Origin of the sequence: Micromonospora sp. NPDC050187 (genome assembly GCF_044459745.1) — a bacterium.
In the GTDB taxonomy this organism is placed as follows: Bacteria; Actinomycetota; Actinomycetes; order Mycobacteriales; family Micromonosporaceae; genus Micromonospora.
The window spans coordinates 26,810-51,770 of record NZ_JBITJH010000017.1 but is presented as its reverse complement, the minus strand read 5'-3'; the positions used below and the strand labels follow the sequence as shown (position 1 = coordinate 51,770).

Below are 24,961 nucleotides of genomic sequence, written 5' to 3'. Positions count from 1 at the left end.
CCACCCAAACCACCAACCACCACCCCGCCGGCCAGCGGACCGAGCAGCGGTCCTCCGGTCAGGAGGTCAGCCTGTGGACCAGCGCGCGGCCCAGATTCCGTCCGGAGAGCCAGGCGGTCTGCACGCGGGGCTCGCCGAAGGCGTCCCCGGCCAGCCCCACGCCGTCGTCGTCCAGGTGGTACGTCCCGGGCAGCCCGGCCGCCGGCTTCGCGTACGTCCAGCGGTGCACGTGCACGTGGTCGGCCGGTTCGGGGAGGGCGAGCAGGTCCCGCACGGCCTCCTCGACGGCGGGGGCGGCGGCGGTCGGCTGGAGCAGGTGTCGCCCGGCGAACTCGGCGGTGGTGTGGGCGACCAGCACGGGTGCGTCGTCCCCGCGCCGGTCGCCGTCGTCGCAGAGCACCGTCAGCACGGGGTGGTCGTTGACGAACGCCCCGGCGAAGTCGGACCACCGACGGTGCGGGAAGCGCAGCACCGCGGCGAGCGTGGACGTCCACTGTTGCGCCTGCACCGCCCGGGTGGCGTCGGCCAGGGTCGGGTCGAGCAGGAGCGCTGCCTGCGGACCCGGCATGGCGAGCACCACCGCCTCGCACGGGGTGCCGTCGACGCTCGGTCCCGGCTCCACACCGAGCACCAGCCGGTCGACCACCGCCGGCAGTCCGGCGGCCAGCTCGGTCACCAGGGAACGCAGGCCGCCCGGGGCCGCCCAGCGCATCGGTCCGGGCGCCGCCCGCCGACCGTCCGTCCCGTACGCGACGAAGGTGTCGGTCCATTGCCGGGCCAGTCCGGCGGCGCGCCAGCCCTCGACGAGGCGGGCGAAGTCCGGATCGCTGACGGTGAAGTAGGCGGCGCCGATGTCGGCGGGGCGGCCGTCGAAGCGCTTGCTGGCCATCCGGCCGCCGACCACCCGGGCCCGTTCCCGGATCTGCACCGGAACGCCGGCGGCCACCAGCTCCCGCGCGCACGCCACACCGGCGATGCCGGCCCCGACCACGATCACCCGCGCCCGTTCCCCAGTCATCGCGTGATCGTATGTGCCGGCGGCGGGCGGCCGGCCCGGCGCGCCGGGGGCGTATGAAGCACCCGACGGGCGGGTACTGGCACACCTGTTCGAGGAAAGGTGGAGACCATGACGGACCGCGACAGCATCCACGCCGACCCCCGTGGGGCGATCAAGGACCCGGACGAGTGGGTCACCGGCGACGAGCCACCGACGGCGGCCCAGGAGTCGTATCTGGCCACGCTCTCCCGGGAGGCCGGCGCGGAGGTCCCGGACGGACTGACCAAGGCGGGGGCGGCCCGGCGGATCGACGAGCTCCAGGAGGAGACCGGTCGGGGTCAGTGATCCGACCGCCGGGGCAGGCGGTGCAGTTCGACCCGGTCGAGCCGCCCCGCCGCCACCCGGGCGGTCAGGTACGTGGCGTGCGGCTGGGCCCGCCGGTCGGTCGGCGACCCGGGGTTGAGCAACCGCAGCCCCGTCGGCGCGACGGTGTCCCACGGGATGTGCGAGTGCCCGAAGACGAGGAGGTCGCAGTCGGGGAACCGGGCGGCGCACCGGGTCTCCCGACCGGCGCGCGGGCCGGTCTCGTGTACGACGGCCACCCGGAGCCCGGCCAGTTCGACCCGGGCCACCTCGGGCAGCCGCGCGCGCAGCGCCGGCCCGTCGTTGTTGCCGTACACGGCGACCAGCCGACGGGACCGGGACTCGACGGCGTCGAGCAGCGCCACGTCCACCCAGTCACCGGCGTGCAGCACCACGTCTGCGGCGGCGATGGCCGCCCAGAGCGGCTCGGGCAGGTCCCGGGCCCGTTTGGGCACGTGCGTGTCCGCCGTGATCACCACCCGCACCACGCTTCCCCCTTCCCGTCAACATGCTCCGTCCACCCCGGTCCGTCGCGGCAGTCAGGAAAGCCGCCGGGCCGGTCAGCGGTCCCCACGTCATCGTCGCCGGTGCGGGGAGCGCCGGCGCGATCGGGTGCGGAATGTGGGTGGGGGCTTCACTTCGGCAGGGGTGGGACGTACGGTGGAGGTGGCGTGGGAGCGCTTCCATAGGGCATGTCCGATAGGAGAGGTAATTGAGGACGAAACCCCGGCTCGTCGCGGTGACCGCCGCGACGGCCGCCTTCGCCGCCGCGACGACGATCGCGGTGGGCGCGCTCCGCCCACCGGCCGCCACGGCGGCCGAATCCGCCTTCTACGTCGACCCGCACACGTCCGCGGCCTCCTGGGTCGCCGCCAACCCGGGCGACTCGCGCGCCCCGGTGATCCGGGACCGGATCGCCAGCGTCCCGCAGGCCCGCTGGTTCACCACCACCAACACCGCCACCGTACGCGCCGAGGTGGACGCCCTGGTCGGGGCCGCCGCCGCAGCCGGGAAGATCCCGATCCTGGTGGTCTACAACATCCCCAACCGCGACTGCAGCGGGGCCAGCGGCGGCGGAGCACCCAACCACACCGCCTACCGGCAGTGGGTCGACCAGGTCGCCGCCGGGCTGGCCGGCCGACCGGCCACCATCGTCCTGGAACCGGACGTCCTGCCGCTGATGACGAACTGCCAGAACGCCGGCCAGCAGGCCGAGACGAAGGCGTCGATGGCGTACGCCGGCAAGCGGCTCAAGGCGGCCTCGGCGCAGGCCCGGGTCTACTTCGACGCCGGGCACTCGGCCTGGCTCCCGCCCGCCGACATCGCCGCCCGGCTGGTCGGCGCGGAGATCGCGACCAGCGCGGACGGCATCTCGGTCAACGTGTCGAACTACCGCACCACCGCCGAGGCCGTCCCGTACGCCAAGCAGGTGATCGCCGCCACCGGCGTCGCCGGGCTCCGGGCCGTCGTGGACACCAGCCGCAACGGCAACGGGCCCTCCGGTTCGCAGTGGTGCGATCCGCCCGGACGGGCCATCGGAACGCCGAGCACCACGGACACCGGTGACCCGGCGATCGCCGCGTTCCTCTGGGTGAAGCTGCCGGGCGAGGCGGACGGCTGCATCGCCGGAGCCGGTCAGTTCGTCCCGCAGCGGGCGTACGAGCTGGCCATGGCGGCCGGACCGACCACACCCCCGGCGACCACCGCGCCACCGACCACGCCCCCGGCCACCACGCCACCGCCGACCACTCCCCCGCCCACCACGCCGCCGCCCACGACCCCGCCGGGCGGGGATGGCTGCGCCGCCACGGTCGTCTCGAACAGCTGGGCGGGTGGTTTCACCGCCGAGATCCGCGTGACCAACAGCGGTGCCGCGTTGAGCGGGTGGACGCTCGCACTCACCGTCGCCGACGGCGTCCGGCTGACCAACGGCTGGAACGGTGAGTGGAGCCAGTCCGGCAACCGGCTCACCGTCCGCAACGTCTCCTGGAACGGCAGCGTGCCCACCGGCGGGACGCTCACCGTCGGTTTCCAGGGCACCTTCACCGGCACCGCCCTTCCCGCCTTCGGGGCCGTCACCCTGAACGGCACCGCCTGCACCACCTGATCCGCCCGGGCCCCCGGCCGATGTCGGCCGGGGGCCACCGGAGGCCCACGCCGGTCAGGCTCCCTGGCCCTGGTTCTGCATCAGCCCACCGTCCATCACGTAGGTGGAGCCGGTCACGTAGTCGGCCTCGTCGCTGGCCAGGAAGACCGCCAACCGGCCGATCTCGTGCGGCTGCGCGGCCCGCTTCCACGGGATGCTCTGCACCTGCTCCTCGAGGTACCCCGGATCGTCGATCGCCCGCTGGTTGAACGGGGTGAGCACCATGCCCGGCGCGATGTTGTTGACGTTCATCTTCATCGGCGCGCCCTCCAGGGCCAGGGTCTTGGCGAACTCCAGCAACGCCCCCTTGCTGGTGTCGTAGTCCGCGCCGCCGGCCCGGGCCACCTCCTGGTGGATCGACGTGGTGTTGATGATCCGCCCGCCGCCGCCGGACTCCCGGCGGTGCCGGACGAACCGGCGGGAGCAGAAGAACGCCCCGTACACGTTGGTGCGGATCGCCCGGTCCCAGGTCCCGGTGTCCAGGTCGGCCACCGGGGTGCCGGAGGCATCCACCCCGGCGTTGTTCATCAGCACGTCCAGTGTGCCGAACTCGGCCAGCGCCTCGTCGAACATCGACTCGACGCGCTGCTCGTCGCTGATGTCGCCCTGCACCACGATCGCCCGCCGGCCGGACGCCTCGACCTCGCCCCGGGTGTGCTCCGCCCCGTCCCGGTCGTGCAGGTAGTGCACCACCACGTCGGCGCCCTCCCGGCCGAACTCGATCGCCGTCGCCTGCCCGATCCCCGAGTCCGATCCGGTAATCAGGGCCGTCTTCCCCGCCAGTCGTCCGGTCACGATCCTGCTCCCTCCCTCGTGCCCGTGCCGGTGGGCACGGGCTGGCGCGCCCGTGGTCGGGCCCGCTCGGCGGCCTCGGTCAGCCGACCGGCCGCGTTGATCAGTCCGATGTGGGAGAACGCCTGCGGGAAGTTGCCGAGTTGTTCCCCGGTGACCGGGTCGATCTGTTCGGCGAACAACCCCAGGTCGTTGACCCGCCCGACGAGCCGGTCGAACAGCCGCTCGGCCCGGTCCCGCTCGCCGGCCAGGGCCAGCGCGCCCACCAACCAGAACGAGCAGATGAGGAACCCCGCCGGGTCGCCGTCCCAGCGCCGCAGCAGTCCGTCGTGGCCCAGCCGTCGCTCGACGAGCGCCATCGTGGCGCGCATCCCGGGGTCGTCGGCCGGCAGGAACCCGACCAACGGCATGATGAGCACCGAGGCGTCCAGTTCGTCGGAGCCGAAGGCCCCGGTGTACGCGCCGACCCGCTCGTTCCATCCCCGGGTGAGCACCGCCCGTCGGACCTCGTCCCGGGCCGCCGCCCAGCGGGCCAGGTCCGCATCGTCGCCCAACCGGGGACCGAAGCGCACCGCCCGGTCCAGCGCGGTCCAGCACTGCACCTTGGACGAGACGTAGTGCCGCTCGACGTCCCGGGCCTCCCACATGCCGGAGTCCGGTCGCCGCCAGTCGGTGGCCGCCTGGTCGGCCAGGGCCCGCAGCAGGGTACGCACCTCGGGCGTCATCGGGTCCAGGTAGTGCCGCATCAGCCAGGCCGCGTCGAGCACCTCGCCGAGCACGTCGGACTGCCGCTGCCGCCATGCGTCGTTGCCGACGAGGACCGGCTGGCTGTCGGCGTATCCGCGCAGGTGGTCGAGGCGGTGCTCGGTGAGGTCCCGCTCGCCCTCGACGCCGTACATGATCGGGGCCGGCTGGCCGTCGATCCGTCCCATCGCCCGGGCGACCCAGGCGAACTGCCGGTTCGCCTCGTCCGGGCAGGCCGCCCGCCACAGGGCGTGCAGGGTGAGGCTGAAGTCGCGGACCCAGACGAAGCGGTAGTCGTAGTTGCGGTCCCCGCCCGGTTCCTCGGGCAGGGAGGTGGTCGCCGCGGCCACCACCGCCCCGCTGGGCTGGTAGGTCATCCCCTGCACGACCATCGCGCTGCGGCGTACCTCCGGGCGATGGCTGCCCTGGTAGTCGTGCAGCGCGGCCCAGGAACGCCAGCCGGCCGTCGCCTCCGCCACCACCTCGTCGGCCGCCGGCACCGGCGCGCCGGCTCCCTCGTCGGCGGGCGTCCAGGCGAGCGTGAACCGGTACGTCTCACCGGCCCGGACGTCGAACCGGGCCGCCGCCTCCCCCATCCCGAAGGTCAGCGGAACGTCGCTGCGCAGCCGCAGGGTGGCCGTACCTGCGGTGGCCTCGACCAGGCCGTCGTGGTCGGTCAGGTACGCGGTCACCCGGCCGTACTCGAAGCGGGGCCGGTAGTGCAGTCGCATCCCGACGGTGCCGGAGAGGCCGTGCACGACGCGGGCCAACATGCGGGGCGGACGGCGGCCGATCTCGTGGCCCCGCGCGCCGGGCTCGATCGCGAGGGCGTCGGTGACGGCCACCGCCCCGTGCGGGGTGGTGAAGACCGTCCGCAGCACGAGCGTGTCGTCCAGGTACGCGCGCTCGCACTCGTACCGGCCGTCCGGGCGGACCGACCAGTGCCCGGCGTCGTCGTCGAGGATCCGCCCGAACACCGAGGGCGCGTCGAAGCGGGCCGGGCACCACCAGTCCACGCTGCCCCACCGGTCCACCAGCGCGGCGGTGCACCCGTCGGCGAGGAACCCGTGCTCGCTGATCCGTGCGTTCTCCACGCGACGGCCTACCCGGCGGGCCCATCGGGCATTCACGTTCCGCCGGGTGGTTCCGCCATCCCCGGCGCGACCCGTTCCCCGGGGCCGGCCACGACCCGGCCCGGCCACCACCCCTGGCGGGCGTGACGCGGCCGGGTTACCGCGCGCGGCGGGCGGGAACCCGGAAGGTCGACCGAAGGAGGCAGCTCATGACCAGATCCTCGACTCCGGCCGCCGCCGGGCAGCCCTGGACGGCAGGCGCTGGCACGATGCCGTCCGGTCCCGCCGGCCAGCCGATTCCGTCCGACGACGGCCGGGGCCCGCAGGGCGGCCGCCCCACCGTGACCATCGGGTCGTATCCGGACTACCCGTCCGCCCAGCGGATGGTGGACCAACTGGCGGACAACCGGTTCCCGGTGGAACACACCGCCATCGTGGGCACCAACCTGACCCTGGTGGAGACCGTGCTCGGCCGGATGACCACCGGCCGCTCGGCGTTGGTCGGCGCCGGCACGGGGGCGTGGTTCGGGCTCTTCATCGGCTTGCTGTTCGGCATCTTCACCGTCGGCAACTGGGTTGCGGTCATCCTGGTCGGCCTGGTGGTCGGCGCGATCTGGGGTGCCGTCTTCGGGGCGATCGCCCACGCCATGACCGGTGGCCGCCGCGACTTCACCTCGGCCAGTTCGCTGCGGGCCGGTCAGTACGCGGTCACCGTCGACGCCCAGTTCGCCGACCAGGCGCAGGAACTGCTCGGCCGGATGCACCTGACGCCGACCCGGCGTACGGGTGGGTGACCGGACCAGGAATCGGCTGCCGGGCTGGCCACCCGACGGAGCCGGTGGGGGCGCAGTCCCCGCCGGCTCCCTCCGTTCACTCGTCGGTGGCGAGCCGGGCGTGCAGGTGCTCGTCGTGGCGGCGGCCGTCGCCGTAGCGGTAGGACTCGCGCAACGTCCCTTCCAACGGATAGCCGGCACGGGCGGCGACCCGGCACGAGGCGGGGTTCGCCACGGCGTGGCAGAGCTCGATCCGGTGCAGGCCGAGCGACCCGAATGCCCAACCGGTGACCAGCCGGACGGCGGCGGTGGCGACGCCCCGCCCCCGGGCCGCGGGCACCGTCCAGTATCCGATCGAGGCCTCGTCCCCGTGGATGCGGTGCAGCGAGACCGAACCGGTCAGGGCCCCGCTCGCCACGTCGGTGACGGCGAACGAGGCCTGGGTGCCGGCCGACCAGTCGGCGCGGGCCCGGGTCCAGGCTTGCGCCCCGGCCAGGTCCAGCCCGGGGGCGGAGGGGTTCCACTGTGCCGTCTCCGGGTCGCGCAGCGCGGCGAGGACGCCTGCGGCGTCCTCCTCGCGCCAGGGGCGTAACAGCAGCTCAGCAGCACGCAGTTCAACATGTTCCACGGGCCGGGAGTCTGGCACGCCACGCCGGTCCCACGCGCGGAATTTCTGTCGCCACCGTTCCGATCAAAGCTGGCCCATTGATGGCGCTGAACGGGGCGAACGTGGCACCCGGAATCGCCGGAGGCGTCCCCGAGGGGGAAGCTAAGGGTCATCTCGGGGCGTTCCCTGAGGAGAACGCGAGGCGCAATTTGCCTATACTCGTCCATGCGATGGTCCCGGCGAGGGAGCTGCTCCGGATGGACATGATCGAGGCATACGTCGCCGAGTTGGACAAGACCCTCCGCGGCCCCCGGACGACCAAGGCCGATCTCCTCGCGGAGGCGCGGGACGGTCTCCTGGACGCGGCCGACGCCTACGAGGACGCCGGCCTCGACCGACGCGACGCCGAGCGGCGGGCGCTCGCCGAGTTCGGGGCGGTGCCCGAGATCGCTCCCGACTACCAGACCGAACTGGGGCTGGCCCAGGGCCGCCGTACCGCCCTGTTGATCTTTTTCGTGCTGGCCGCCCAGCCGGTGCTGTGGCGGTTGACCCGGCACCTGGCCGGCAGCGTGGGGGACGGCAGCCCCGGCTACCAGCTGGTCGACGAGACGGTCAGCTGGATGGGCACGGCGACCCTGCTCACCGCGATCCTGGTCGCCACCGCCGCCGGGTACGGCGTCCGCTACCTCGGCGCTCGTCGCCGGCTCGTCCGGGCCACCGGGGTCTTCGCCTTCGCGGTCTGCGTGGTCTTCTCCGTGCTCGGGGTGCTGCTGACCGTGCTCACCCCGAACGCGCTGATGAGCGTCGCCGGGTTGCCGAGCGCGCTGGTTCTCCTCGGTATTCCGCTGGCGGGGATCGGCGTCGCGGGTCGGAACTGCCTGAGCGCCGCCTGACCCTCGGACGGACGGCCCGGCCGGGCGGACCCGCAAGAACCCTGCGCACCTGCGGCGGCGGTCACCCGGGGACCGGGCGGCACCGGGTGGACTCAGGCGAAGCCCACCGCCGTGCCGGGACGCAGCACGCCCTCGACCACCGCGGCGAAGTCCCGCCACTCGGAGCGCTCGTCGGCCAGGGCCCCCCGCCCGGAGGCGGTGAGCTGGTACGTCCGACGCTTACGGCCGCTGACCGTGCTCCACTCGCTCTGCACGTAGCCCGCCCGCTCCAACCGGCGCAGGGCCGGGTACAGGGTGCCGGTCGGCAGGTCGAGCGCGCCGCCGCTGCGGGCCTGGAGAGCTTCCATGATCGCGTAACCGTGCAGCGACTCGCGCTCCAGCACGGAGAGAATCAGGGCGTCGAGGTGCCCCCGCAACGCGTTTGGCCTCATGTAGCCAATCTACACGAAGCCATTACAGTAGCCTAGCTACAGGTAGATCCCCTATTTGGGACGATCTGGGCGCTCGCGCTCGCCGGTCCCGTCCGGGCGCCGCCACCGCCACCGGCCCTCGACCACGCGTCGAGTCGTGCCGGCCATCCTGGTGCCACGCCGGGAGACGGCGGGACCGCGCCGACATCCGAGGCCCGCCCCCGTCACCGCGACACGACGTGCGGACGAGGACGGCGGGATGGACGCGTACCGGTTTCTGAGCAGGTGCCGCCGACTGGCCACCGAGGCCGCCCGGGAGCTGTTCACCCAGCTGGCGACGTTCGGCGCGGCGCTCATCGGCACGCCGCTGCCGCCCGAGGCCTTTCCCCCCGCCACGCCACCGGTGGGCGGGGCCGGGTCGCCCGGCGGAACGGTCGCCGATCCCACCGCCACCGGGCGACCGACGACCGGCGGGACCGACCTACCGACGACCGACGGGCCTGCGCGACCGCCCTCGCGGGTCGGGCCGGGCGCCCTGCGGGCCGGGGCGGGACCGGGCGGGATGCCGGCCGGACACCCCGAGCGGTTGATCCCCCACGTTCCCCCGACCCCGACGGAACGTCGGCTCTGGTCGCAGCTGCGCTGATCCGGGGCACCGGTCGGCACCTTCGTTCCGTGGTCCGGGTCGGCCGGCATCGACCATCCCGGACCACGGGCACCACATCGAGGATCGGCGCGGTCGGCTCACATGCCCTTGAGACCGTGCGCGGTGGCCACGACGACGACGTCGGACTCCGGGGTCATCGTCCCGTCGGCCAGGGCCCGGGAGACGGCGAGCAGACCGGCCGCGCTGCTCGGTTCCAGGGGGAACCCGGCCCGCCAGAGGCGGCGGGTCTCGGCGAGGACGCTCTCGTCGTCCACCGCCACGGCGTGCCCCCGGGACCGCCGGACCGCCTCGACGGCCTGGACGGCGAGCTGGTTGCCGCCGAGCGACGGCATCGCGTGGGTATTGCCGGGGAACGTCGCGTACTCGTCGGCACCGGCGAGCACCGCCGCGACCCGGGGGAAAGGCTCCACCAGGCAGATCCGGGGCACCGCGTCGGAGCCGAGCAGTTCCCGGAAGCCGAGGTAAACGCCCCACGCGAGGTCGCCCCGGGACGCCGGCACCACCACCCACCCCGGTGCCCTGCCGGCCCGGTCGGCGAGGATCTCCTCCGCGACCAGCTTGTACCCCTCGATGCCGAACGGGCTGCTGCCCACCGGAGGGACGACGAAATTGGTGACCGGCAGCATGGTCCGGGAGTCGCGGTAGGCGGCGACGTGCTTCCAGCGCTGTTCGCTGTGGGGGAAGGAGACCACCTCCGCGCCGAGGTCGCGCATCAGCTCCACCACCCGGGCGGGAGTGTCGTCGGTGACCGCGATCTCGCAGCGCAGCCCGGCCCGACCGCAGTAGGTCGCCAGCGACACCCCGGCGTTGCCGGAGGAGGCGGCGACGATCCCCTCGTAACCGGCGTACACCGCCCGGCTGACCACCACCGCGCTGAACCGGTCCTTGTGCGAGCCGGTGGGGTTGGCACCCTCCCACTTGAGGGCGACGTCCAGTCCCTTCACGGCTCCGGCGGCGTCGGTCAGCAGCGGGGTGCGCCCCTCGCCGAGGGTGATCGGCCGCAGGTAGGGCTGGTCGACCCCGGTGGAGTCCCCCGGGGTGTACACGCACTCCAGGTTCATCGGTCTGCCCTCGGCCAGGCAGGCCGGGCAACCGGTGGAGTGGTCGGCCACCTCGTACCGGCGTTCGCAGCGGATACAGGCGAGCCCCGCCAGGCGCGGGTTCTGAATCGTGGGCATGCTTCTCCCGGACCAGAGTGGACGGACGGCGGTGGGACGGACCCGATCCGGACGCCCGCGGAAGCGTCCAGTTTAGGTGGAGCGGAACAGCCCGGTCGCGGGACTCGACCCGCATGGTGGGAGGTTCAGCGACACAGGGCGGCGTACCCGTCGAGGGGGAACGTGTCCGGGGCGCGGCCGGCCAGCCGCAGCCCCTCCCAGCAGGTCGCCTCGTTGCTGGAGACCACCGGCAGGCCGAAGCGCTCGCGCAGGATCCGGGCGGCCTCCAGCCCCCGGAACGCGGTGCAGCTGATGACGATGCCGTCGGCGGCACCGGGGTCGACGACCGCGGCGGCGATCTCCTCCGGCGGAACGGAGGCGGTGTCCAACGGATCCGGCAGGGCCGGACCGGCGGTGGCGGTCACCTCGATGCCGTGCGCGCCCAGGAAGGCCCCGACCAACTCGTCGAGCCAGGGCTCGTACGGCGTGACCAGCACCACCCGGCTCAGGCCGAGCGAGCGCAGCGCCGCCACCACGGCGGTGGACGTGGTGGAGGCGGGCACGCCGGCCGCGGCGGTGATCCGCTCGGTGATCTCGCCGTCGTAGCCGAGCCCGTGGTAGAGGCTGCCGCTGGTGCAGGCGAAGACGATCGAGTCGACGGCAGCGTGGGAGAGCAGCGTGGCCGCCCCGGGCACGCTGTCGGCAAGCGCGGCGAGCTGTTCGGGGGTGTCCCGGATGATGGACATCCGGGCGACGTGCGCGCTGACCGTCGCGGGCAGGCTCAGTCGCAGGTCCCGCTCGATGACCGTGTTCACACTGGGCACCAGGAAACCGAGCCGGTGGGTCCACTGGGGATCGCGATGGGTCGTGGTCTCCGCCATGATCGGACGGTAGCGAGATCCGCTCGAGCGCCGGACGAGTCCGGTCGCCCCGGGTGGGCGAGCCCGCGAGCCACCGTTCGGTTTAGGTAGGGTGGCTACGTGTAGCGTACTGGCATATGGCCGGTTGTCCCTCCGCCGGTCTCCCTCGTAAGGAGCTGTCATGAACCTGAGCCGTCGACGTCTGATCCAACTGGCGGGCGGCGCAGCCGCTGCCGTCCCACTCGCCGGGTGCTCGGAAATCGGCGACCGGCTCGGCGACAACCTCGGCAACAGTCACGGCTCCACCGGTTCCCGGATGAAGAGCGAACTCAAGATCCCGGAGCAGTTCCAGGTCCCACTCCCCCGACCGCAGGTGCTCAAACCGAGCAACTCCGACGGCGGCACCGACTTCTACGAGCTCACCCAGCGATCAGCCAAAGTGGAGATAGTCCCCGGGCACAAGACCGAGATCTGGGGTTACAACGGCACGTTCCCCGGGCCGACCATCGAGTCGCGCGCCGGCCGCCGGACCGTGGTCCGGCACCGCAACGAGCTTCCCGTGCCGGTGGTGGTGCACCTGCACGGCGGGAAGACCCCGCCCGAGCACGACGGCTACCCGATCGACTACATCCTGCCCAACGGGGGCTGGGAGCCGGGCAAGAGCATGGGCGGCCACGACATGGCCCCCGGCAACACCAGCCAGGGCACGAAGGACTACATCTACCCGCTCGACCAGTCCGCCGCCACGCTCTGGTACCACGACCACCGGATGGACTTCACCGGTCCCCAGGTCTACCGGGGGCTCGCCGGGTTCCACATCGTCCGCGACGACGAGGAGGACGCCCTGCCGCTGCCCAAGGGTGAGCGGGAGGTGCCCCTGTTCATCTGCGACCGGGCGTTCTCCGAGGACGGCTCGTTCCGCTACCCCTCGGTCGACCACAACCTGAAGGACCCGGGGGTGACCGGGTCGTTCATGAGTGGGGTGCTCGGTGACATCATCCTGGTCAACGGCGCTCCCTGGCCGATCATGGACGTCACGAACACCCGGTACCGGTTCCGGGTCCTCAACGGCTCCAACGCCCGGCGGTACGGCCTGAGCCTCGACCCGAAGCCGAGCGACGGCAGCTCGTTCGTCCAGGTCGGCAGTGACGCCGGCCTGCTCGGCGCGCCGATCGGGCACGACAAGATCGAGATCGCCCCGGCCGAGCGGTACGACCTGGTCATCGACTTCTCGAAGTTCAAGGTCGGCACCAAGGTCACCCTTCGCAACGAGCTGGACAGCGGCAAGCTGGGCGCGATCATGCAGTTCCACGTCGCCCGCAGCGCCTCGGACGACAGCACCGTGCCGGGCCGGCTGGCCGACTTCGAGCAGCTCGACCGCTCGATGTCCGTGCAGACCCGCCAGTTCATGTTCGGTCAGGGGAACTCCGGCGGCCGGCAGGTCTGGACGATCAACGGCAAGCCGTTCGACCCGAACCGGATGGACGCCCAGCCCAGGCTCGGCTCCGTGGAGCTCTGGAAGCTGGTCACCGACGTCCACCACCCGGTCCACCTGCACCTGGCCCACTTCCAGGTGGTCAGCCGCCAGGGGCGGGCTCCGCTGGCCCGCGACGCCGGCTGGAAGGACACCGTCGACGTCCTGCCCGGTCAGGTGGTCGAGGTGCTGGCCAAGTTCACCGGATACAAGGGCAAGTTCGTCTTCCACTGCCACAACCTCGAACACGAGGACATGGTGATGATGGGCAACCTCGAAGTGGTCTGATCCCGCACGACCGCGACAGCGACCGGCGCGTACCCGACAGGGTGCGCGCCGGTCGCCGTCTGCGCGCCGGTCGCCCGCCCCGGGCGGCGGCCACGCCCACCTGCCTTGAGCCCTTTCCAATCCGCCTTCGAGCCGCCGGTGGAAACGTGCGCCTCGGCGGAGTTGGCGATCACCAGGCCGCGCCGTCAGGCCACCCGCCGCATCCGACGACCACGCGAAAGGACCGCGAGCATGCCGTACGCCGCGATCAGGTACGACGTCATTCCCGGGCACGAGGACGAGATCGCCGAGATCTTCGCGAACTTCCGCCGGGTCAGCAGCCCGGTCCTCACCGACGAGAAGGGCGAGAAGGTCGGCGAGCTGCTGGGCAGCGCGGTCTTCATCAAGGACGAGATCGTCATCCGGGTCATCCACTACGAGGGCGACTTCAGCGCGATCGGCCGGCACATGGGCCAGCAGGCCGGCGTCCACGACCTCGAGGGCCGGCTGGCCAAGTACCTGAAGACCCAGCGGGACACCAGCACCCCGGAGAAGTTCGCCGAGTACTTCCGCAACGCCACCATGCGCTGCATCGCGCAGCTGAACAAGGAGAACTACCCCGGCCCGGTGCCGGCCGGCGTGCAGCAGGGCTGACCGCGCCTCGGCGAACTGGTTGCCGGTGGCGTGTGCCGCCGGCAACCGCACTCCCCCACCTCGATCAGCGCGAAAGGTAGCTTCATGTCTGGCGTTTTTGGCTGGATCGACTTCACCCGAGACCTGGTCCTGGACCGCCCCGTCGTCACGATGCTGACGGCGACGCTGGCCCAGCGCGGCCCGGACGGCGAGGCGGTGTGGGTCTCGCCGCGCGCCGCGCTGGGCTACCGCACCCTCGACACGGACGGATCCGTCGGGCGACAGCCGTTCGTCGCCGAGGTCGACGGCTTCCCGGTCGTCACCGCCGTGACCGGTGTCCCGATGCACCTCGACGACCTGCGGCAGCGGTTGCGTTCGGCGGGGCGCGGGTTCGGCCCGGACACCCCGGCCGTCGAGCTGATCTCCGCCGCCTACCAGCAGTGGGGAGTGGAGTTCATCCCCTGGCTGGCCGGTCCGTTCGCGATCGTCGTCTGGGACGCGCGCACCGAGGAACTGGTGCTGGCCCGCGACCAGCTCTCCCAGCAGCCGCTGTACTACACCCACACCTCCACCGGCATGATCTTCGCCACCGAGCGCAAGACCCTGCTGGCCCACCCGGAGGTCGACGCGGTCCTGGACGCGGCCGGACTGCGCGAGGCGATCTCCCACGCGCTGCCCTCAGGCCCGATCTTCAAGGGCCTCGAGTCCGTCAAGGGTGCCGAGATCGCGCGGTTCAGCCGGGCGGGATGGCAGAAGCGGACGTACTGGCGGCTGACCAGCCGCCCGCACGAGGAGGACCTGGCGTCGACCACCGCCACCGTGCGCCGGATGCTCGAGGACAGCATGCGGGAGATGCTGCCCACCGACACGTCCCGGCTGGTGGCCACCCTCTCCGGCGGCATCGACTCGTCCTCGGTGGCGGCGCTGGCCGCGGCCGAGCTGCGCCGCCGGGACGGCGACAAGCTGCACACGTACACGGTGGACTTCAAGTCCAGCGAGTTCGAGGCGGACGTCATGCGCGACACCCGTGACTCGCCGTACGCGCAGGCGGTCGCGGACATGATCGGCTCGGTGCACAACCTGGTCGAACTGGAGTCGACGGACATCCTGCACCCGATCATCCGGCAGGGCATGCTGCGGTCCAAGGACTCCCCCACCCGCATCTACGACATGGAGACGTCGCAGTACCTGTTCATCCAGCACGCGGGGGCGCAGGGCGGCAAGATCGTCCTCACCGGCGGCGCGGGTGACCAGCTCTTCCAGGGGGCCCGCTGGTCCACCGACGAGGGGCTGGTCAGGTCCGACACGTTCCCGTGGATCGCGCTGGCCCAGCGCTACGGGGCGACGAACGGCTTCGGCACCGGGCTGCTCAACTCCGACACCCTCGCCGCGCTGGACCTGCGCAACTACTACGCGGACGAATACCACAAGGCGATCAGCGAGGTGGAGTACCTGCCGAGCGACACCGAGTGGCAGCGGATCATGCGCCGCGTCGCGTACCTGGTGCTGACCCGGGCGCCGCTGGACGGCTCGGTGTTCGCCGCGGCCGGGCTCCAGACCCGCGCCCCGATCAACTACTACAAGCTCGTCGAGTACGCCTACAACGTGCCGACCGAGTTCCACCAGCAGGGTGGCCAGGAGAAGAGCCTGCTCCGCGCGGCGGTCGCCGACCTGCTGCCCGAGCAGGTGCTCAAGCGCCGGCAGAGCGCGACGCCGGTCAGCAACCACCCGAGCTACGCGCAACGACTCCAGGAGGAGTTCCGGGCGATCCTCGCCGACCCGGACGCCCCCGTCCGTCCGCTGATCGACCTGGCGGCGTCGAAGGCGCTCGCCGACGACGCGCCGCGACTGGCCAAGGACCGGATCGCCCGCGCGGCGGCCGAGCTGACGCTCCAGCTCAACCTCTGGCTACACCACTACCGGGTCCGGCTGGCGCTGTAACGCCGCCTCCTGAGCGGCACACGCGTCGACCGCTCCCCGCACGACCGTCACCAATCCGCTCGCATCGGCGACTTCACGGCGTAGGGGTACGACATGATCAATGACAGCGTTCTGGACACAATCGGCCGTACCCCGGTGGTCCGGCTCAACCGGCTCCGGGTCGACAACGGCTCGGAGATCCTGCTCAAACTCGAGTCCCGCAACCCGGCGGGCAGCGTCAAGGACCGTACGGCGCTCTCCATGGTGTTGGAGGCGGAGCGCGACGGGCGGCTCAAGCCCGGCGGCACCATCATCGAGTCCTCCTCCGGCAACACCGGCAAGGGACTCGCGCTGATCGGCGCGGCCCGCGGGTACCGGGTCATCCTGGTCACCGACCCGAAGGCACCGTCGTCCATGGTGGAGTACGTCTCCGCGTTCGGCGCCGAGCTGGAGATCGTCAAGGAACCGGACGAGACCGGATACCAGCGGCCCCGGCTGAACCGGGTGCAGGAGCTGCTGGCCTCCACGCCCGGCGCGTTCTGGCCCAACCAGTACGACAACCCGGCCAACCCGAAGATCCACGCCGAGCAGACCGCCTACGAGATCCTCGACGACGTCGGCCAGTTCGACGCGCTGGTCGCGGCGGTCGGCACCGGCGGCCACATCAGCGGGCTCGCCGAGACCCTGAAGAAGAAGCTTCCCGACGTGGTCACGGTGGGGGTCGACGCGAAGGGGTCGCGGGCGTTCGGTTTCCCGTACGAGACCTGGTTGATGCGCGGCCTGGGCATCGCCTGGAAGCCGGAGAACCTCACCACCGAGCTGGTCGACCGGGTGCACCTGGTCGCCGACCACGAGGGGATCGCCACCAGCCGGCTGCTGGCCCGTTGCGAGGGGCTGCTGGTCGGCGAGTCGGCCGGCGCGGCGGTCTTCGGGGCGCTGCACTTCGCGCACCACAACCCGGGGTCCCGGATCGTCGCGGTGGCCCCCGACGACGGCGGCAACTACCTCGGCGAGTCGTACGACGACGAGTGGCTGCGGGCCCACGGCCTCGGCGACCAGGTGGCCGCGCTCGCCACGGCGGAGCTGCTGGTCGCCGCCGCCGAGGAGCCGGCCTGGCCGTCGATGACGCTGGAGCAGGTGTCCCGCCTGGTCACGAGTGCCTGAGGAGGGACGGGTGTTCGCCAACCTCGAACGGCTGGCCCGGTTCATGGACGAACAGGGCCTGGACGGGCTGGTCGCCACGACGATCGAGAACGTCTACTACCTGACCGGGGTCGCCGCCGTCGGCCTGGAGATCTTCCCGCACACCGGCCAGGCGTACGCGGTCGTCACCCGGGACGCGCTGGACCGGCCGCACTTCGTCGCCTCCCGGTGCGACATCGACCAGGCCCTGGACGCGTCCGTCGAGATCGCCGGCGCGATCGGCTACGGCGTCTTCTTCCGGGAGCTGCCCGACGGCGTCGCGCTGACCGACCGGGAGCGGAAGCTCGTCGCGACCTCGGTGGATGCCCCGGTGGTGCCGACCCCGATGGACGCCCTGGTGGAGACGCTGCGCCGGGCCGGGCTCGCCGAGGCCCGCATCGGCCTCGACGAGGACGGGGTGGCACACGGCTACGTCGACGCGCTGCGGCAGAAGCTGCCCCGGCTCGACGTGCGGCTGGCGTCGACCTCGCTGCGCTGGGCTCGCAAGGTCAAGACCGAGCGGGAGGTGCGCAGCGTCACCGCCGCCGCGCACGTGGCCGAGATCGGCATCCAGGCGGTCAACGCGCTCGCCGCTCCCGGGGTGACCGAACGGGAACTGGTCCGCGAGTTCGAACGGGCGGTGGCCGGCGCGGGCGGCCGGGCCAAGTTCAGCCACATCAAGATCGGCCGGGCCGGGGTGTGGGGCCAGACCCGCCCCAGCGACGTCGCGTTGGACCGGGGCGACGCCATCTGGTTCGACGTCGGCTGCGTCGTGGACGGCTACTGGGCCGACATCGCCCGGGTGGTCAACCTCGGCGAGCCGCCGGAGAGGCTGCGCCGCTACTACGCCGCCATGAAGGCCGGCTGCGACCGGGCCTTCGAGGAGGCGAAGCCGGGGATGACCGGCGGCGAGCTGTTCCGGCTCGTGGTCGACGCGGTGCACGAGGCGGGAGTGCCGCACTACCGCCGCAACCACGTCGGCCACGGCATCGGCGTCGAACTGTACGACCGGGTGAACATCACGCCGGAGAACGAGGACACCCTCGAGGAGGGGGTCATCGTCAACATCGAGACGCCCTACTACGAGTTCGGCCTCGGGGCCGTCCAGGTCGAGGACCCGTTCCTGATGACCGCCGACGGCAACACCATGCTCACCACCCTGGACCGGGACCTGATCGTCCTGGACTGATCCCCACCCGTACCACCGGTGCGCCGGAGCCCGTCGGGCTCCGGCGCACGTTGCTCCTGCGATCATGTCGGGCATGCGGGACGAGAACCTGGTCGGGCTGTGGGACACCGGGCCGTACGACTACGGGGTGATGGAGTCGAGCTGGCTCTGCCTCCGCCCGGACGGCACCGGCTGGAGCGCCTGCGCCAACGTCGGCGGCGGGTCGGTCGGCCACCTGACCTGGTCCTGCCCGGCTGGCGACGAGATCGAGATTCGATACACCTGGACCGCTTCCGGGCACTGGTCGCCCGGCGAGCCGCCCGCTCTGGCCGAGATCGAGGAGGAGGGGCCGGACGACACGGTGGTGCGTACGCGCTACTCGGTCACCCTCGACACACCGCCGCTGGCCGAGGCACCGATGACCGCCCTGCACCTGGACGACGCCGTCGAGTTCGCACACGACTTCGCGCTCTCGACCCGGGACGTCGACCAGACCGACCCGGCCGCCCCCGGCTCCCGGTGAGGGCCGAACGCCGACGGTTGTACCGCTACCTGCTGTGTCGGGCGAGCCGCACGGCGTACCCGACCGCGCCGACGACGAGCAGTGCGCCCAGGAGCTGGAGGCCGGGCGAGTCGTCGGCCTCCCCGTAGACGATGCCGGCGACACCGAGCGCTACGGCGAGGAGGGCGACGACGGCGAGAACGTACTTCATGAGGTCTCCTTCGAGGGGCCGACGCGCCACGGGACGTGCCGGTGCGCGGGTCGACCTGATCCAGGTGCTCAGTGCGTGGCAGGTGGTGTACCGGGACGGCTCATTCCTCGACCCACTCGAGCAGGTCGCCGGGCTGGCAGCCGAGCACCCGGCACATGGCCTCCAGGGTGCTGAACCGGACCGCCTTGGCCCGTCCGTTCTTCAGCACGGCCACGTTCGCGGGCGTGAGCCCGACCCGTTCGGCGAATTCGCCGACGCTCATCTTGCGTTTGGCCAACTCGACGTCGATCCGGACGACGATGGGCATCAGATCACCGCCTCCATGTCGGTCCGCAGGGTGGTGGCCTGCCGCAGCAGCGCCCGCATGACCACCATCAGCAGACCCAGCGCAGCGACACCCACCACCATCAGGAACAGCAGGAGCGGCAGTCCGGGATCGGACGCGTTGAAGCCGACATAGAGGAAGACACCCACCAGCACCGCCCAGGCGGCGGTGATCGCCCACACGATCGCGTCCACCCAGCGCAGCGCGCCGTCACTGAAGATGCGGTCGTGCTTGACCAGGGTGAGCAGCTTCCAGGTCGCCACGATCACCACCTGGACACACAGCACCCAGAAGACCGCGACGGCGGTCATCGGCCACCGGAGGTAGGCCATGTCCGGGGACTCCTCGGCCATGTGCGCGAACTGTCCGGGCAGCGAGAAGGTCTGCAACATGACCAGGATCCCGAACAGCACCACGAGGAAGGCTCTGAGCGGGGCAACCGCTCGATGCTCAGCTAGCATGCATCGACTATCACCCGGAACCTATCGAAAGTCAATCGGTTCGGCGGTTCGCGCCGAGGACAGCGCGAACCGGCAGGACGTCAGAACGATCTTCCTGGATATAGGATCACGCCGATACTCGGGCTCTCCCGACTCGGGACGTCGGCACTGGCCCCGCAGCCGCCAGGACACCTTGGAGGAATGGTGAGATTCCGCCTTGCTCGCACGGTCACCGCCCTGGTGCTCGCCGTCGGCGCCGCCGTCGCGCCGGTCACCCCCGCGGGTGCGCACGCCACGGCCGACCCCGTCAACGTCTACCCGCCGGTCCAGGGCTCGTCCACCTGGGACCGCTTCGGCCTGTCCGGACCGAGCGGGCACCACGTCGTCTTCTCGAACTGGGGGTACATGAACGACTGGTCGGTCGACATCTACCGCAACCCGGGTGCCACCGTCGTCTCCCCCTTCGGCACCACGTCCGCCGCCGGGCACCCCGTGGCGGTCACGGTGGTGACCGTGCGGCCGGGATGCGCGACCGGCAACCTCGCCGACGGCGGTTACCGGATCGGCCTGGAGGCCCGCGACACGACAACCGGAGCGATCCTCGCCCGGGCCGACGTCATGCACGTCGCCAACAAGCCCGGCAACATCGTGGTGGGCGCCTCGGTCGGCCCGTGGACCAAGCTCGGCGAGACCGGTCGGTTCCGGTATTCCAGCTGCTACCAGGTCAACGGCGACAGCGGCGCGCACATCCACCTTGAGGTGATCAACCAGCACCGGTACTCGTGCTACGTCGCCCGCGCCGCCAACACCGCGCTCACCGACCTGACCGTGATCGGCAAGGTCGGCGTCCACTACACGGGTCAGCGGCAGCGCTGCTGATCCGGCAGTGTCGTCCCGGGTCCGGTGGCCGGCCGGGAGGAGGTCACTGTTCACGGCGCCACCGCCGCTCCGGCACCGCCCGGGTCGTCTCCTCCGCCGGTATCCGATCCGCCTCGGCCTGGGCGAGGAGCCGTTGCCTGGCCGCCCCCCGTTCCGCCGCCTCGATCTGCTCGCCTCGGTTGTGCTCCGGACCTGCCTGCGTACCGTCCACCTGCGCCCTCCTGCCTTGGGTGCGCGGCGTTGGCACTCGGGGGGAAGGGCCGACCGCCGCCGCGCCAACTGAGGGGCGCGACGGCGACGGACCGCCCGCTGACGGAATCCACGTCGATCACGCCCTGTGATCACATGTTCACGGAATCGGCCGGGGTCGGACAGATGCGATCCGGTGCACGATCAACGGTCGATGACGGGAGTGGTGCAGGAGGTACCAGCTACGCGCCGACGAGCGCGGCCAGGTCGGCCAGCTCCTGTGACATCGCCCGCCGCCGCTGGGTCGAGATGCCCTGGACGATGTCCCGGGCGTACCGCTGCTGCCGCAGCCACGCTGGCGCGGTGGCCCGTAGGTCGAGCAGCACCTCGGTCGCGTCGGCGTACCGTCGCTGCTCGGCGTGGGCCCATGACACGTCCAGTCGGTGCCGCTGCCAACTGGACGCCACCGTCGTCGGTCCCGGCGGGACGTGCTTCGCCAACTCCAGCACCCGGCCCGGGTCGCCGGCCACCGCCGCGTTCTCGGCTCGCTGCATATGCACCCGCGCGGTGTCGAACCCGCCGACCATCATCAGGTGCCCCGGCTCCGGGGCCCACCGCCCGATCCGGACTGCCGCAGCCGCCGCAGCGGTCGTCAGCTCGGCTGCCACGTCGGGCTCGTTGTTTCGGGCCCGTGCGGCAGCAGCGACCGTGAGCAGCCACCCCCACGCGGCCAACTCGTCGGGTGCGGCGCGGCTGAACCTGGGCTCGACCTGGTCGGCGGTGGCGACTGCCAGCTCGGCCGCCTCGACGAACCGGCCCTGCCGGATGAGCACCCAGCACATGCCCTTGATGACGGTCGTCGCCACCACCTGGTTGCCGGCTCGTCGGGCGGCGTCCAGCGCACCGGACAACGCGGTGAACGCAAGGTCGCTGGCGCGTAGCTGGATCAGGAGGTTCCCGGTGAGGTGTTGGGTCCGGGCGAGCAGGGTGTACGCGCTCGCCTGGTCGCGCTCGTCAGCCAGACCGGCAGCAGCGCGGACGTCGAGCAGCAGTGCTGGCATGTCGGCCAGCACACGGGCGTAGTCGTTGGCGTGGTAGGCACGGTCGACGGCGTGCAGCCGCGCCCGCAGCACCTCCGGCTGCGGCGGGTCGCCGGCCGGCGTCGTGAGCACCGTCCCGGCGAGGCCCCGGACAGGCACGACCGCACGGCGGATCTCCGCGAGGGACAGCGGCCGGTGGTCCGGTTCGGCTCGGGCGGCAGCGTGGGAGGTGTCGCCGATCAGCGCGCTGGTGGGTACGCCCAGGGCGCGGGCGAGCGCATGGAGGGTGGGCAGGCGGGCACTCTTACGCGCGCCCTGCTCCAGTTTGCGGATGACTCCGACGTCCACGCCGGCACGTTCGGCGAGCTGCTCCTGCGTCAGCGTCGACTGCTGGCGGATCGCGGCGAGATTGTCTCCGATGGTCGGTTCCACAATCGCTCCCCAGGTATCGGGCTGAGCGGCGGCCCGCCGGCCTCCCCTGGCCGCCACTTTGGACGCTACACCGGCCGGGAGCTCTCACCGTGCCGCTACGCGCTCGCGTGGCGCGAACCGACGACGCCACGGAGCCCGGGAAGCCTCGTCCGGTCCGGTCGGCACCGGGGGCGGAACGCCCCGTGGTCCCACACCGACGAAACGGTGTGGGACCACGGGTACGGATGACCGGTCAGGGCGCGACGGTCTGGATCTCGACCAGCACGGAGTCCACGCCGACCAGGCCGGTCGAGTCGAACACCTCCAGCCACACCGACCACGTGGTGGTGACGGTCCCGCTGTCCAGCGGGGCCAGTTCTCCGGTGAAGCTCGCGCAGCTCTTCGGCACGACCTTGTCGTCGATCGGGCCACCGGTGGGCACCGCGCTGCCCTGGCAGAGCACCTTCTTGACCCCGCCGTCACCGTACGCGGTCCACCGGTAGCGGGTACCCGGCACCGCCCCGTCCTCGGCGTCGGTGCCGGTTCCGGCGAAGGCGACCGACTCCGGTCCGGCGTCGATCGTCGACAGCTCCAGGGCCGACGCGGGCTTGGTGATCGTGGCGGTCGGCCGGGCCTGCCCGGCGGGCACCACGGTGACCGTGAAGACGCGCTGCACGACAGCCTGCCCCGCCGTGAACGTCACGGTGTACGTCCCCGGGGTGACCGTGCCCGCCGGAAGGGTGGCCTGGTGACCGCCCTTCTGGAAGACCACCTCGTTGCCCCGCCGTACCGTCCAGGACGCCTCCGTGTCCGGCACCGGCCCGAACGTGTCCGGGTCGCTGGAGGTGCCGACCAGACTGACGGCCTGCCCTGCGGGAAGCGTGAGCCCCGCCGGCGGCGAGATGATGGCCGCCGTCGCCGGGCTGTCCACCACCGTGACGGTGACCGTCGCCGAGGCGGTCTGCCCGAGGCTGTCGGTGGCCTTGGCCGTGACGACGTGCGTGCCGACCGACAGTGACGGCACGAACGTCATCGACTCGTTCCCCAGGTGTCCGTCGACGTCGCTGGTCCAGGTGAGCGGAAGCTCCTTGCCGGCGAAGTCGGTCGCCGTGCCCCACAGGTCCACCGACTGACCCACCGTGAACTGCTGCTTGGTCTTCGGCGTGGTGATGCTCACCGAGGGCTTCACGCCCAGCGTCCTGGCGACCGCGGCCAGGGCGTCGATCCGACGCTGGCTGCCGGTCACCTTCCAGCCGAGCCCGCCGACGTGGGCGGTGTCGTTGAGGATGTCGCGGACCTGGGCGGCGGTCAGCTCCGGGTTGGCGGCCATCACCAGCGCGGCGACCCCGCCCACGAACGGCGCGGCCAGACTGGTGCCGCACCGGGCCTCCGTGGCGTTGCCACCCGGATTGGCCGGGTCGAGGAGGACCTGGACGCACATCGGGCCGTAGATCTCCACCGAGGTCGCGACGTCACTGGTGCCGTAGTTCGACCCGTCCGACACCGTCGCGTCGCTCTTCATTCCGCCCACGCACATGACGTGGACGCTCTCGCAGGGCACGAAGAGCGTGTTGCCGTCGATGTTCTTGCCGTTGTTGCCGGACGACGAGACGATCAGCGCGCCGGTGTCCCGGACGTGCTTCATCCGCCGGTCGGTCCAGGTGCGGGCATGCGCCTTGCCGAGGGTCACGTCCCGGCCGAAGCTGAGGTTCACCACGTCTGGACGGGTCGCCTCGGCGGCCTTCTCCAGCCGACGCAGCACCGTCCAGTAGTCGATGCCGTTGCGGACGGCGACCAGCTCGTCGACAACCGGCCCGGCCGGCCCGGCGGTGCCGTAGCCGTTGTCGACCTGGCCCATCCCGGCGAGCACCACGTCGGTGCCGTGCCACGGGCAGGGCGCGCCGTTCGTGCAGTCGTTGGTGTTGGGCTTGCCCCACTCCACCGTGTGCAGCGTCACCTTGGCCGGGAAGTCCGGGTTGGTCTGGAACCCGCCGTCCAGCACCAGGTATTTCACCTGCTTGGTCAGCTTGCCCTTGGACTGGAGGAGTTGCCAGGCCTTGGCGACGCCGGTGTCCATCGCGTTACCCGACCCCATGTACGACCAGTCGAAGACGTTCTTCTTGATGTTAGGGGCCTCGAAGACCTTGCCGTCGGCGATGCCGGCCGGTTCCACCAGCCAGTCGAGGACCAGTTCGGTTCCCGCCCGCCACTCGGCGGCGGCCAGCGCGAGCAGTCGCAGCGCCCGCTCGTCGCCGACCCGGTACACACCGGACTGGCGCGGCTCGGCGGCGAGCAGGTCGGCGACCAGTTTCGTCGGGTCGGCGCGGTCGGCGTCCACCCGTACCAGATGGTCCTGCCCCTGCTCGTCCGGCGGGAACGAGTCCAGCACCTGGCCGTCCCAGCGGGTCAGGAAGGCGTCCAACTCGGCCTGGTCGGATGTCCGTACCATCACCTCGTCGAGCACCAGGCCGGCCGGCGAGCCGTCCGGCCCGGCCACCACGCCGAGTTCCCGGTCGGTGCCGAGCCGACCGACCGGATCGATCGACAGCCGAGGCACGGGCAACCTCGGGTCGACCTGGAAGTCCAGCGGAGCCTCGCCGGTGCTGCCGGACGCGTCGGTCCGGCCGGTGGGTGCCGACACGGCGGCTCCCGCCGCGCCGGGCGCGACGAGTCCGCCGACGAGCGCCGCCACGACGGCGGTGACCAGGAAGCGGCGGGAACCGGTGATCAGTCGGCGGGCGGAAGGTGTGGGTGTCACAGCGTCTCCTCGGTGTCCGTAGTGCGATGACACCGGTGTGAGTCCGCACGGGTCGGGATGCCAACAGAAAACCCCGGAGA

General features: G+C 71.9%; 26 protein-coding genes. 12 read left to right on the top strand and 14 right to left on the bottom strand.

From position 1 onward, the window contains the following. Positions 1–58 precede the first annotated feature (58 nt). Positions 59–1,018: an NAD(P)/FAD-dependent oxidoreductase gene (locus tag ACIBJE_RS23530; protein ID WP_396751671.1), complete on the bottom strand. Its 960-nt coding sequence runs from the start codon at positions 1,016–1,018 to the stop codon at positions 59–61. A gap of 108 nt (positions 1,019–1,126) precedes the next feature. Between ACIBJE_RS23530 and ACIBJE_RS23525 the strand changes: the two genes are divergently transcribed. After that, on the top strand, positions 1,127–1,342 hold the full coding sequence (locus ACIBJE_RS23525; RefSeq protein WP_396751669.1) for a DUF3072 domain-containing protein: 216 nt from the start codon (positions 1,127–1,129) through the stop codon (positions 1,340–1,342). Here the strand turns inward: ACIBJE_RS23525 and ACIBJE_RS23520 are convergent. Further along, positions 1,336–1,845, bottom strand: a complete 510-nt coding sequence (locus ACIBJE_RS23520; RefSeq protein ID WP_396751843.1) for a metallophosphoesterase family protein — start codon at positions 1,843–1,845, stop codon at positions 1,336–1,338. The two genes, ACIBJE_RS23525 and ACIBJE_RS23520, sit on opposite strands and share 7 nt — an antisense overlap. Before the next feature lie 227 nt (positions 1,846–2,072). Here ACIBJE_RS23520 and ACIBJE_RS23515 point away from each other — a divergent pair, with 227 nt between their 5' ends. After that, a complete protein-coding gene (locus ACIBJE_RS23515) occupies positions 2,073–3,467 on the top strand; it encodes a glycoside hydrolase family 6 protein (RefSeq protein ID WP_396751667.1) in 1,395 nt (464 codons plus the stop codon). Between the two features lie 54 nt (positions 3,468–3,521). Here the strand turns inward: ACIBJE_RS23515 and ACIBJE_RS23510 are convergent, their stop codons facing one another. Both ACIBJE_RS23510 and ACIBJE_RS23505 read right to left on the bottom strand, forming a co-directional pair. Further along, positions 3,522–4,301: a glucose 1-dehydrogenase gene (locus ACIBJE_RS23510; protein WP_396751665.1), complete on the bottom strand. Its 780-nt coding sequence runs from the start codon at positions 4,299–4,301 to the stop codon at positions 3,522–3,524. Then, positions 4,298–6,136, bottom strand: a complete 1,839-nt coding sequence (locus ACIBJE_RS23505; RefSeq protein ID WP_396751663.1) for a glycoside hydrolase family 15 protein — start codon at positions 6,134–6,136, stop codon at positions 4,298–4,300. The genes ACIBJE_RS23510 and ACIBJE_RS23505 overlap by 4 nt, the downstream gene beginning before the upstream one ends. Before the next feature lie 248 nt (positions 6,137–6,384). Between ACIBJE_RS23505 and ACIBJE_RS23500 the strand changes: the two genes are divergently transcribed. Continuing rightward, a complete protein-coding gene (locus tag ACIBJE_RS23500; protein WP_396751841.1) occupies positions 6,385–6,909 on the top strand; it encodes a general stress protein in 525 nt (174 codons plus the stop codon). Between the two features lie 76 nt (positions 6,910–6,985). On the opposite strand, the gene ACIBJE_RS23495 is transcribed toward ACIBJE_RS23500, so the two are convergent. Beyond that, on the bottom strand, positions 6,986–7,516 hold the full coding sequence (locus tag ACIBJE_RS23495) for a GNAT family N-acetyltransferase (RefSeq protein ID WP_396751661.1): 531 nt from the start codon (positions 7,514–7,516) through the stop codon (positions 6,986–6,988). 209 nt (positions 7,517–7,725) lie between these two features. Between ACIBJE_RS23495 and ACIBJE_RS23490 the strand changes: the two genes are divergently transcribed. Then, a complete protein-coding gene (locus tag ACIBJE_RS23490; protein ID WP_396751660.1) occupies positions 7,726–8,388 on the top strand; it encodes a permease prefix domain 1-containing protein in 663 nt (220 codons plus the stop codon). A gap of 92 nt (positions 8,389–8,480) precedes the next feature. Here ACIBJE_RS23490 and ACIBJE_RS23485 read toward each other — a convergent pair whose 3' ends face one another. Further along, entirely contained in the window at positions 8,481–8,819 is a 339-nt protein-coding gene (locus tag ACIBJE_RS23485) for a PadR family transcriptional regulator (protein ID WP_396751658.1), read from the bottom strand. 238 nt (positions 8,820–9,057) lie between these two features. Between ACIBJE_RS23485 and ACIBJE_RS23480 the strand changes: the two genes are divergently transcribed. Further along, complete coding sequence (locus tag ACIBJE_RS23480; RefSeq protein ID WP_396751656.1) at positions 9,058–9,444, top strand: DUF6059 family protein; 387 nt, start codon at positions 9,058–9,060, stop codon at positions 9,442–9,444. Positions 9,445–9,542: 98 nt separating this feature from the next. On the opposite strand, the gene ACIBJE_RS23475 is transcribed toward ACIBJE_RS23480, so the two are convergent. Both ACIBJE_RS23475 and ACIBJE_RS23470 read right to left on the bottom strand, forming a co-directional pair. Next, on the bottom strand, positions 9,543–10,643 hold the full coding sequence (locus ACIBJE_RS23475; protein WP_396751654.1) for a pyridoxal-phosphate dependent enzyme: 1,101 nt from the start codon (positions 10,641–10,643) through the stop codon (positions 9,543–9,545). Positions 10,644–10,768: 125 nt separating this feature from the next. Next, positions 10,769–11,503: an aspartate/glutamate racemase family protein gene (locus ACIBJE_RS23470; RefSeq protein ID WP_396751652.1), complete on the bottom strand. Its 735-nt coding sequence runs from the start codon at positions 11,501–11,503 to the stop codon at positions 10,769–10,771. 160 nt (positions 11,504–11,663) lie between these two features. Here ACIBJE_RS23470 and ACIBJE_RS23465 point away from each other — a divergent pair, with 160 nt between their 5' ends. The 6 genes from ACIBJE_RS23465 (at position 11,664) to ACIBJE_RS23440 (ending at position 18,649) form a co-directional block, all read left to right on the top strand. Continuing rightward, on the top strand, positions 11,664–13,244 hold the full coding sequence (locus tag ACIBJE_RS23465) for a multicopper oxidase family protein (RefSeq protein WP_396751650.1): 1,581 nt from the start codon (positions 11,664–11,666) through the stop codon (positions 13,242–13,244). A 231-nt stretch (positions 13,245–13,475) separates the two neighbouring features. Continuing rightward, the gene (locus ACIBJE_RS23460; RefSeq protein WP_396751648.1) at positions 13,476–13,877 is read left to right on the top strand and encodes a SchA/CurD-like domain-containing protein; all 402 of its coding nucleotides are present in this window, start codon (positions 13,476–13,478) and stop codon (positions 13,875–13,877) included. A gap of 84 nt (positions 13,878–13,961) precedes the next feature. Further along, positions 13,962–15,797 carry an asparagine synthetase B family protein gene (locus ACIBJE_RS23455; protein ID WP_396751646.1) on the top strand — a complete coding sequence of 612 codons (1,836 nt, stop codon included), beginning with the start codon at positions 13,962–13,964 and terminating at the stop codon, positions 15,795–15,797. A 93-nt stretch (positions 15,798–15,890) separates the two neighbouring features. Beyond that, the gene (locus ACIBJE_RS23450; protein WP_396751644.1) at positions 15,891–16,940 is read left to right on the top strand and encodes a PLP-dependent cysteine synthase family protein; all 1,050 of its coding nucleotides are present in this window, start codon (positions 15,891–15,893) and stop codon (positions 16,938–16,940) included. A 10-nt stretch (positions 16,941–16,950) separates the two neighbouring features. After that, positions 16,951–18,147, top strand: a complete 1,197-nt coding sequence (locus ACIBJE_RS23445) for a M24 family metallopeptidase (protein WP_396751642.1) — start codon at positions 16,951–16,953, stop codon at positions 18,145–18,147. Between the two features lie 73 nt (positions 18,148–18,220). Continuing rightward, positions 18,221–18,649, top strand: coding sequence for a hypothetical protein (locus ACIBJE_RS23440; protein ID WP_396751640.1), 429 nt, complete (start codon positions 18,221–18,223; stop codon positions 18,647–18,649). A gap of 25 nt (positions 18,650–18,674) precedes the next feature. On the opposite strand, the gene ACIBJE_RS23435 is transcribed toward ACIBJE_RS23440, so the two are convergent. From ACIBJE_RS23435 to ACIBJE_RS23425, 3 genes are all read right to left on the bottom strand, one after another. Continuing rightward, entirely contained in the window at positions 18,675–18,839 is a 165-nt protein-coding gene (locus ACIBJE_RS23435; RefSeq protein WP_396751638.1) for a hypothetical protein, read from the bottom strand. Between the two features lie 100 nt (positions 18,840–18,939). Then, positions 18,940–19,146: a helix-turn-helix transcriptional regulator gene (locus tag ACIBJE_RS23430; RefSeq protein WP_107256509.1), complete on the bottom strand. Its 207-nt coding sequence runs from the start codon at positions 19,144–19,146 to the stop codon at positions 18,940–18,942. Further along, positions 19,146–19,625, bottom strand: a complete 480-nt coding sequence (locus ACIBJE_RS23425; protein WP_396751636.1) for a DUF2975 domain-containing protein — start codon at positions 19,623–19,625, stop codon at positions 19,146–19,148. The genes ACIBJE_RS23430 and ACIBJE_RS23425 overlap by 1 nt, the downstream gene beginning before the upstream one ends. Before the next feature lie 180 nt (positions 19,626–19,805). On the opposite strand from ACIBJE_RS23425, the gene ACIBJE_RS23420 reads away from it, so the two are divergent. Beyond that, positions 19,806–20,483, top strand: a complete 678-nt coding sequence (locus tag ACIBJE_RS23420; RefSeq protein ID WP_396751634.1) for a hypothetical protein — start codon at positions 19,806–19,808, stop codon at positions 20,481–20,483. Between the two features lie 43 nt (positions 20,484–20,526). On the opposite strand, the gene ACIBJE_RS23415 is transcribed toward ACIBJE_RS23420, so the two are convergent. The 3 genes from ACIBJE_RS23415 to ACIBJE_RS23405 all read right to left on the bottom strand — a co-directional run bounded on the left by ACIBJE_RS23415 (position 20,527) and on the right by ACIBJE_RS23405 (position 24,881). Next, entirely contained in the window at positions 20,527–20,694 is a 168-nt protein-coding gene (locus ACIBJE_RS23415; protein WP_396751632.1) for a hypothetical protein, read from the bottom strand. Between the two features lie 220 nt (positions 20,695–20,914). Then, entirely contained in the window at positions 20,915–22,144 is a 1,230-nt protein-coding gene (locus ACIBJE_RS23410; RefSeq protein ID WP_396751630.1) for a helix-turn-helix domain-containing protein, read from the bottom strand. A 232-nt stretch (positions 22,145–22,376) separates the two neighbouring features. Then, positions 22,377–24,881 carry a S8 family serine peptidase gene (locus ACIBJE_RS23405; protein ID WP_396751628.1) on the bottom strand — a complete coding sequence of 835 codons (2,505 nt, stop codon included), beginning with the start codon at positions 24,879–24,881 and terminating at the stop codon, positions 22,377–22,379. Between the last annotated feature and the right edge of the window lie 80 nt (positions 24,882–24,961).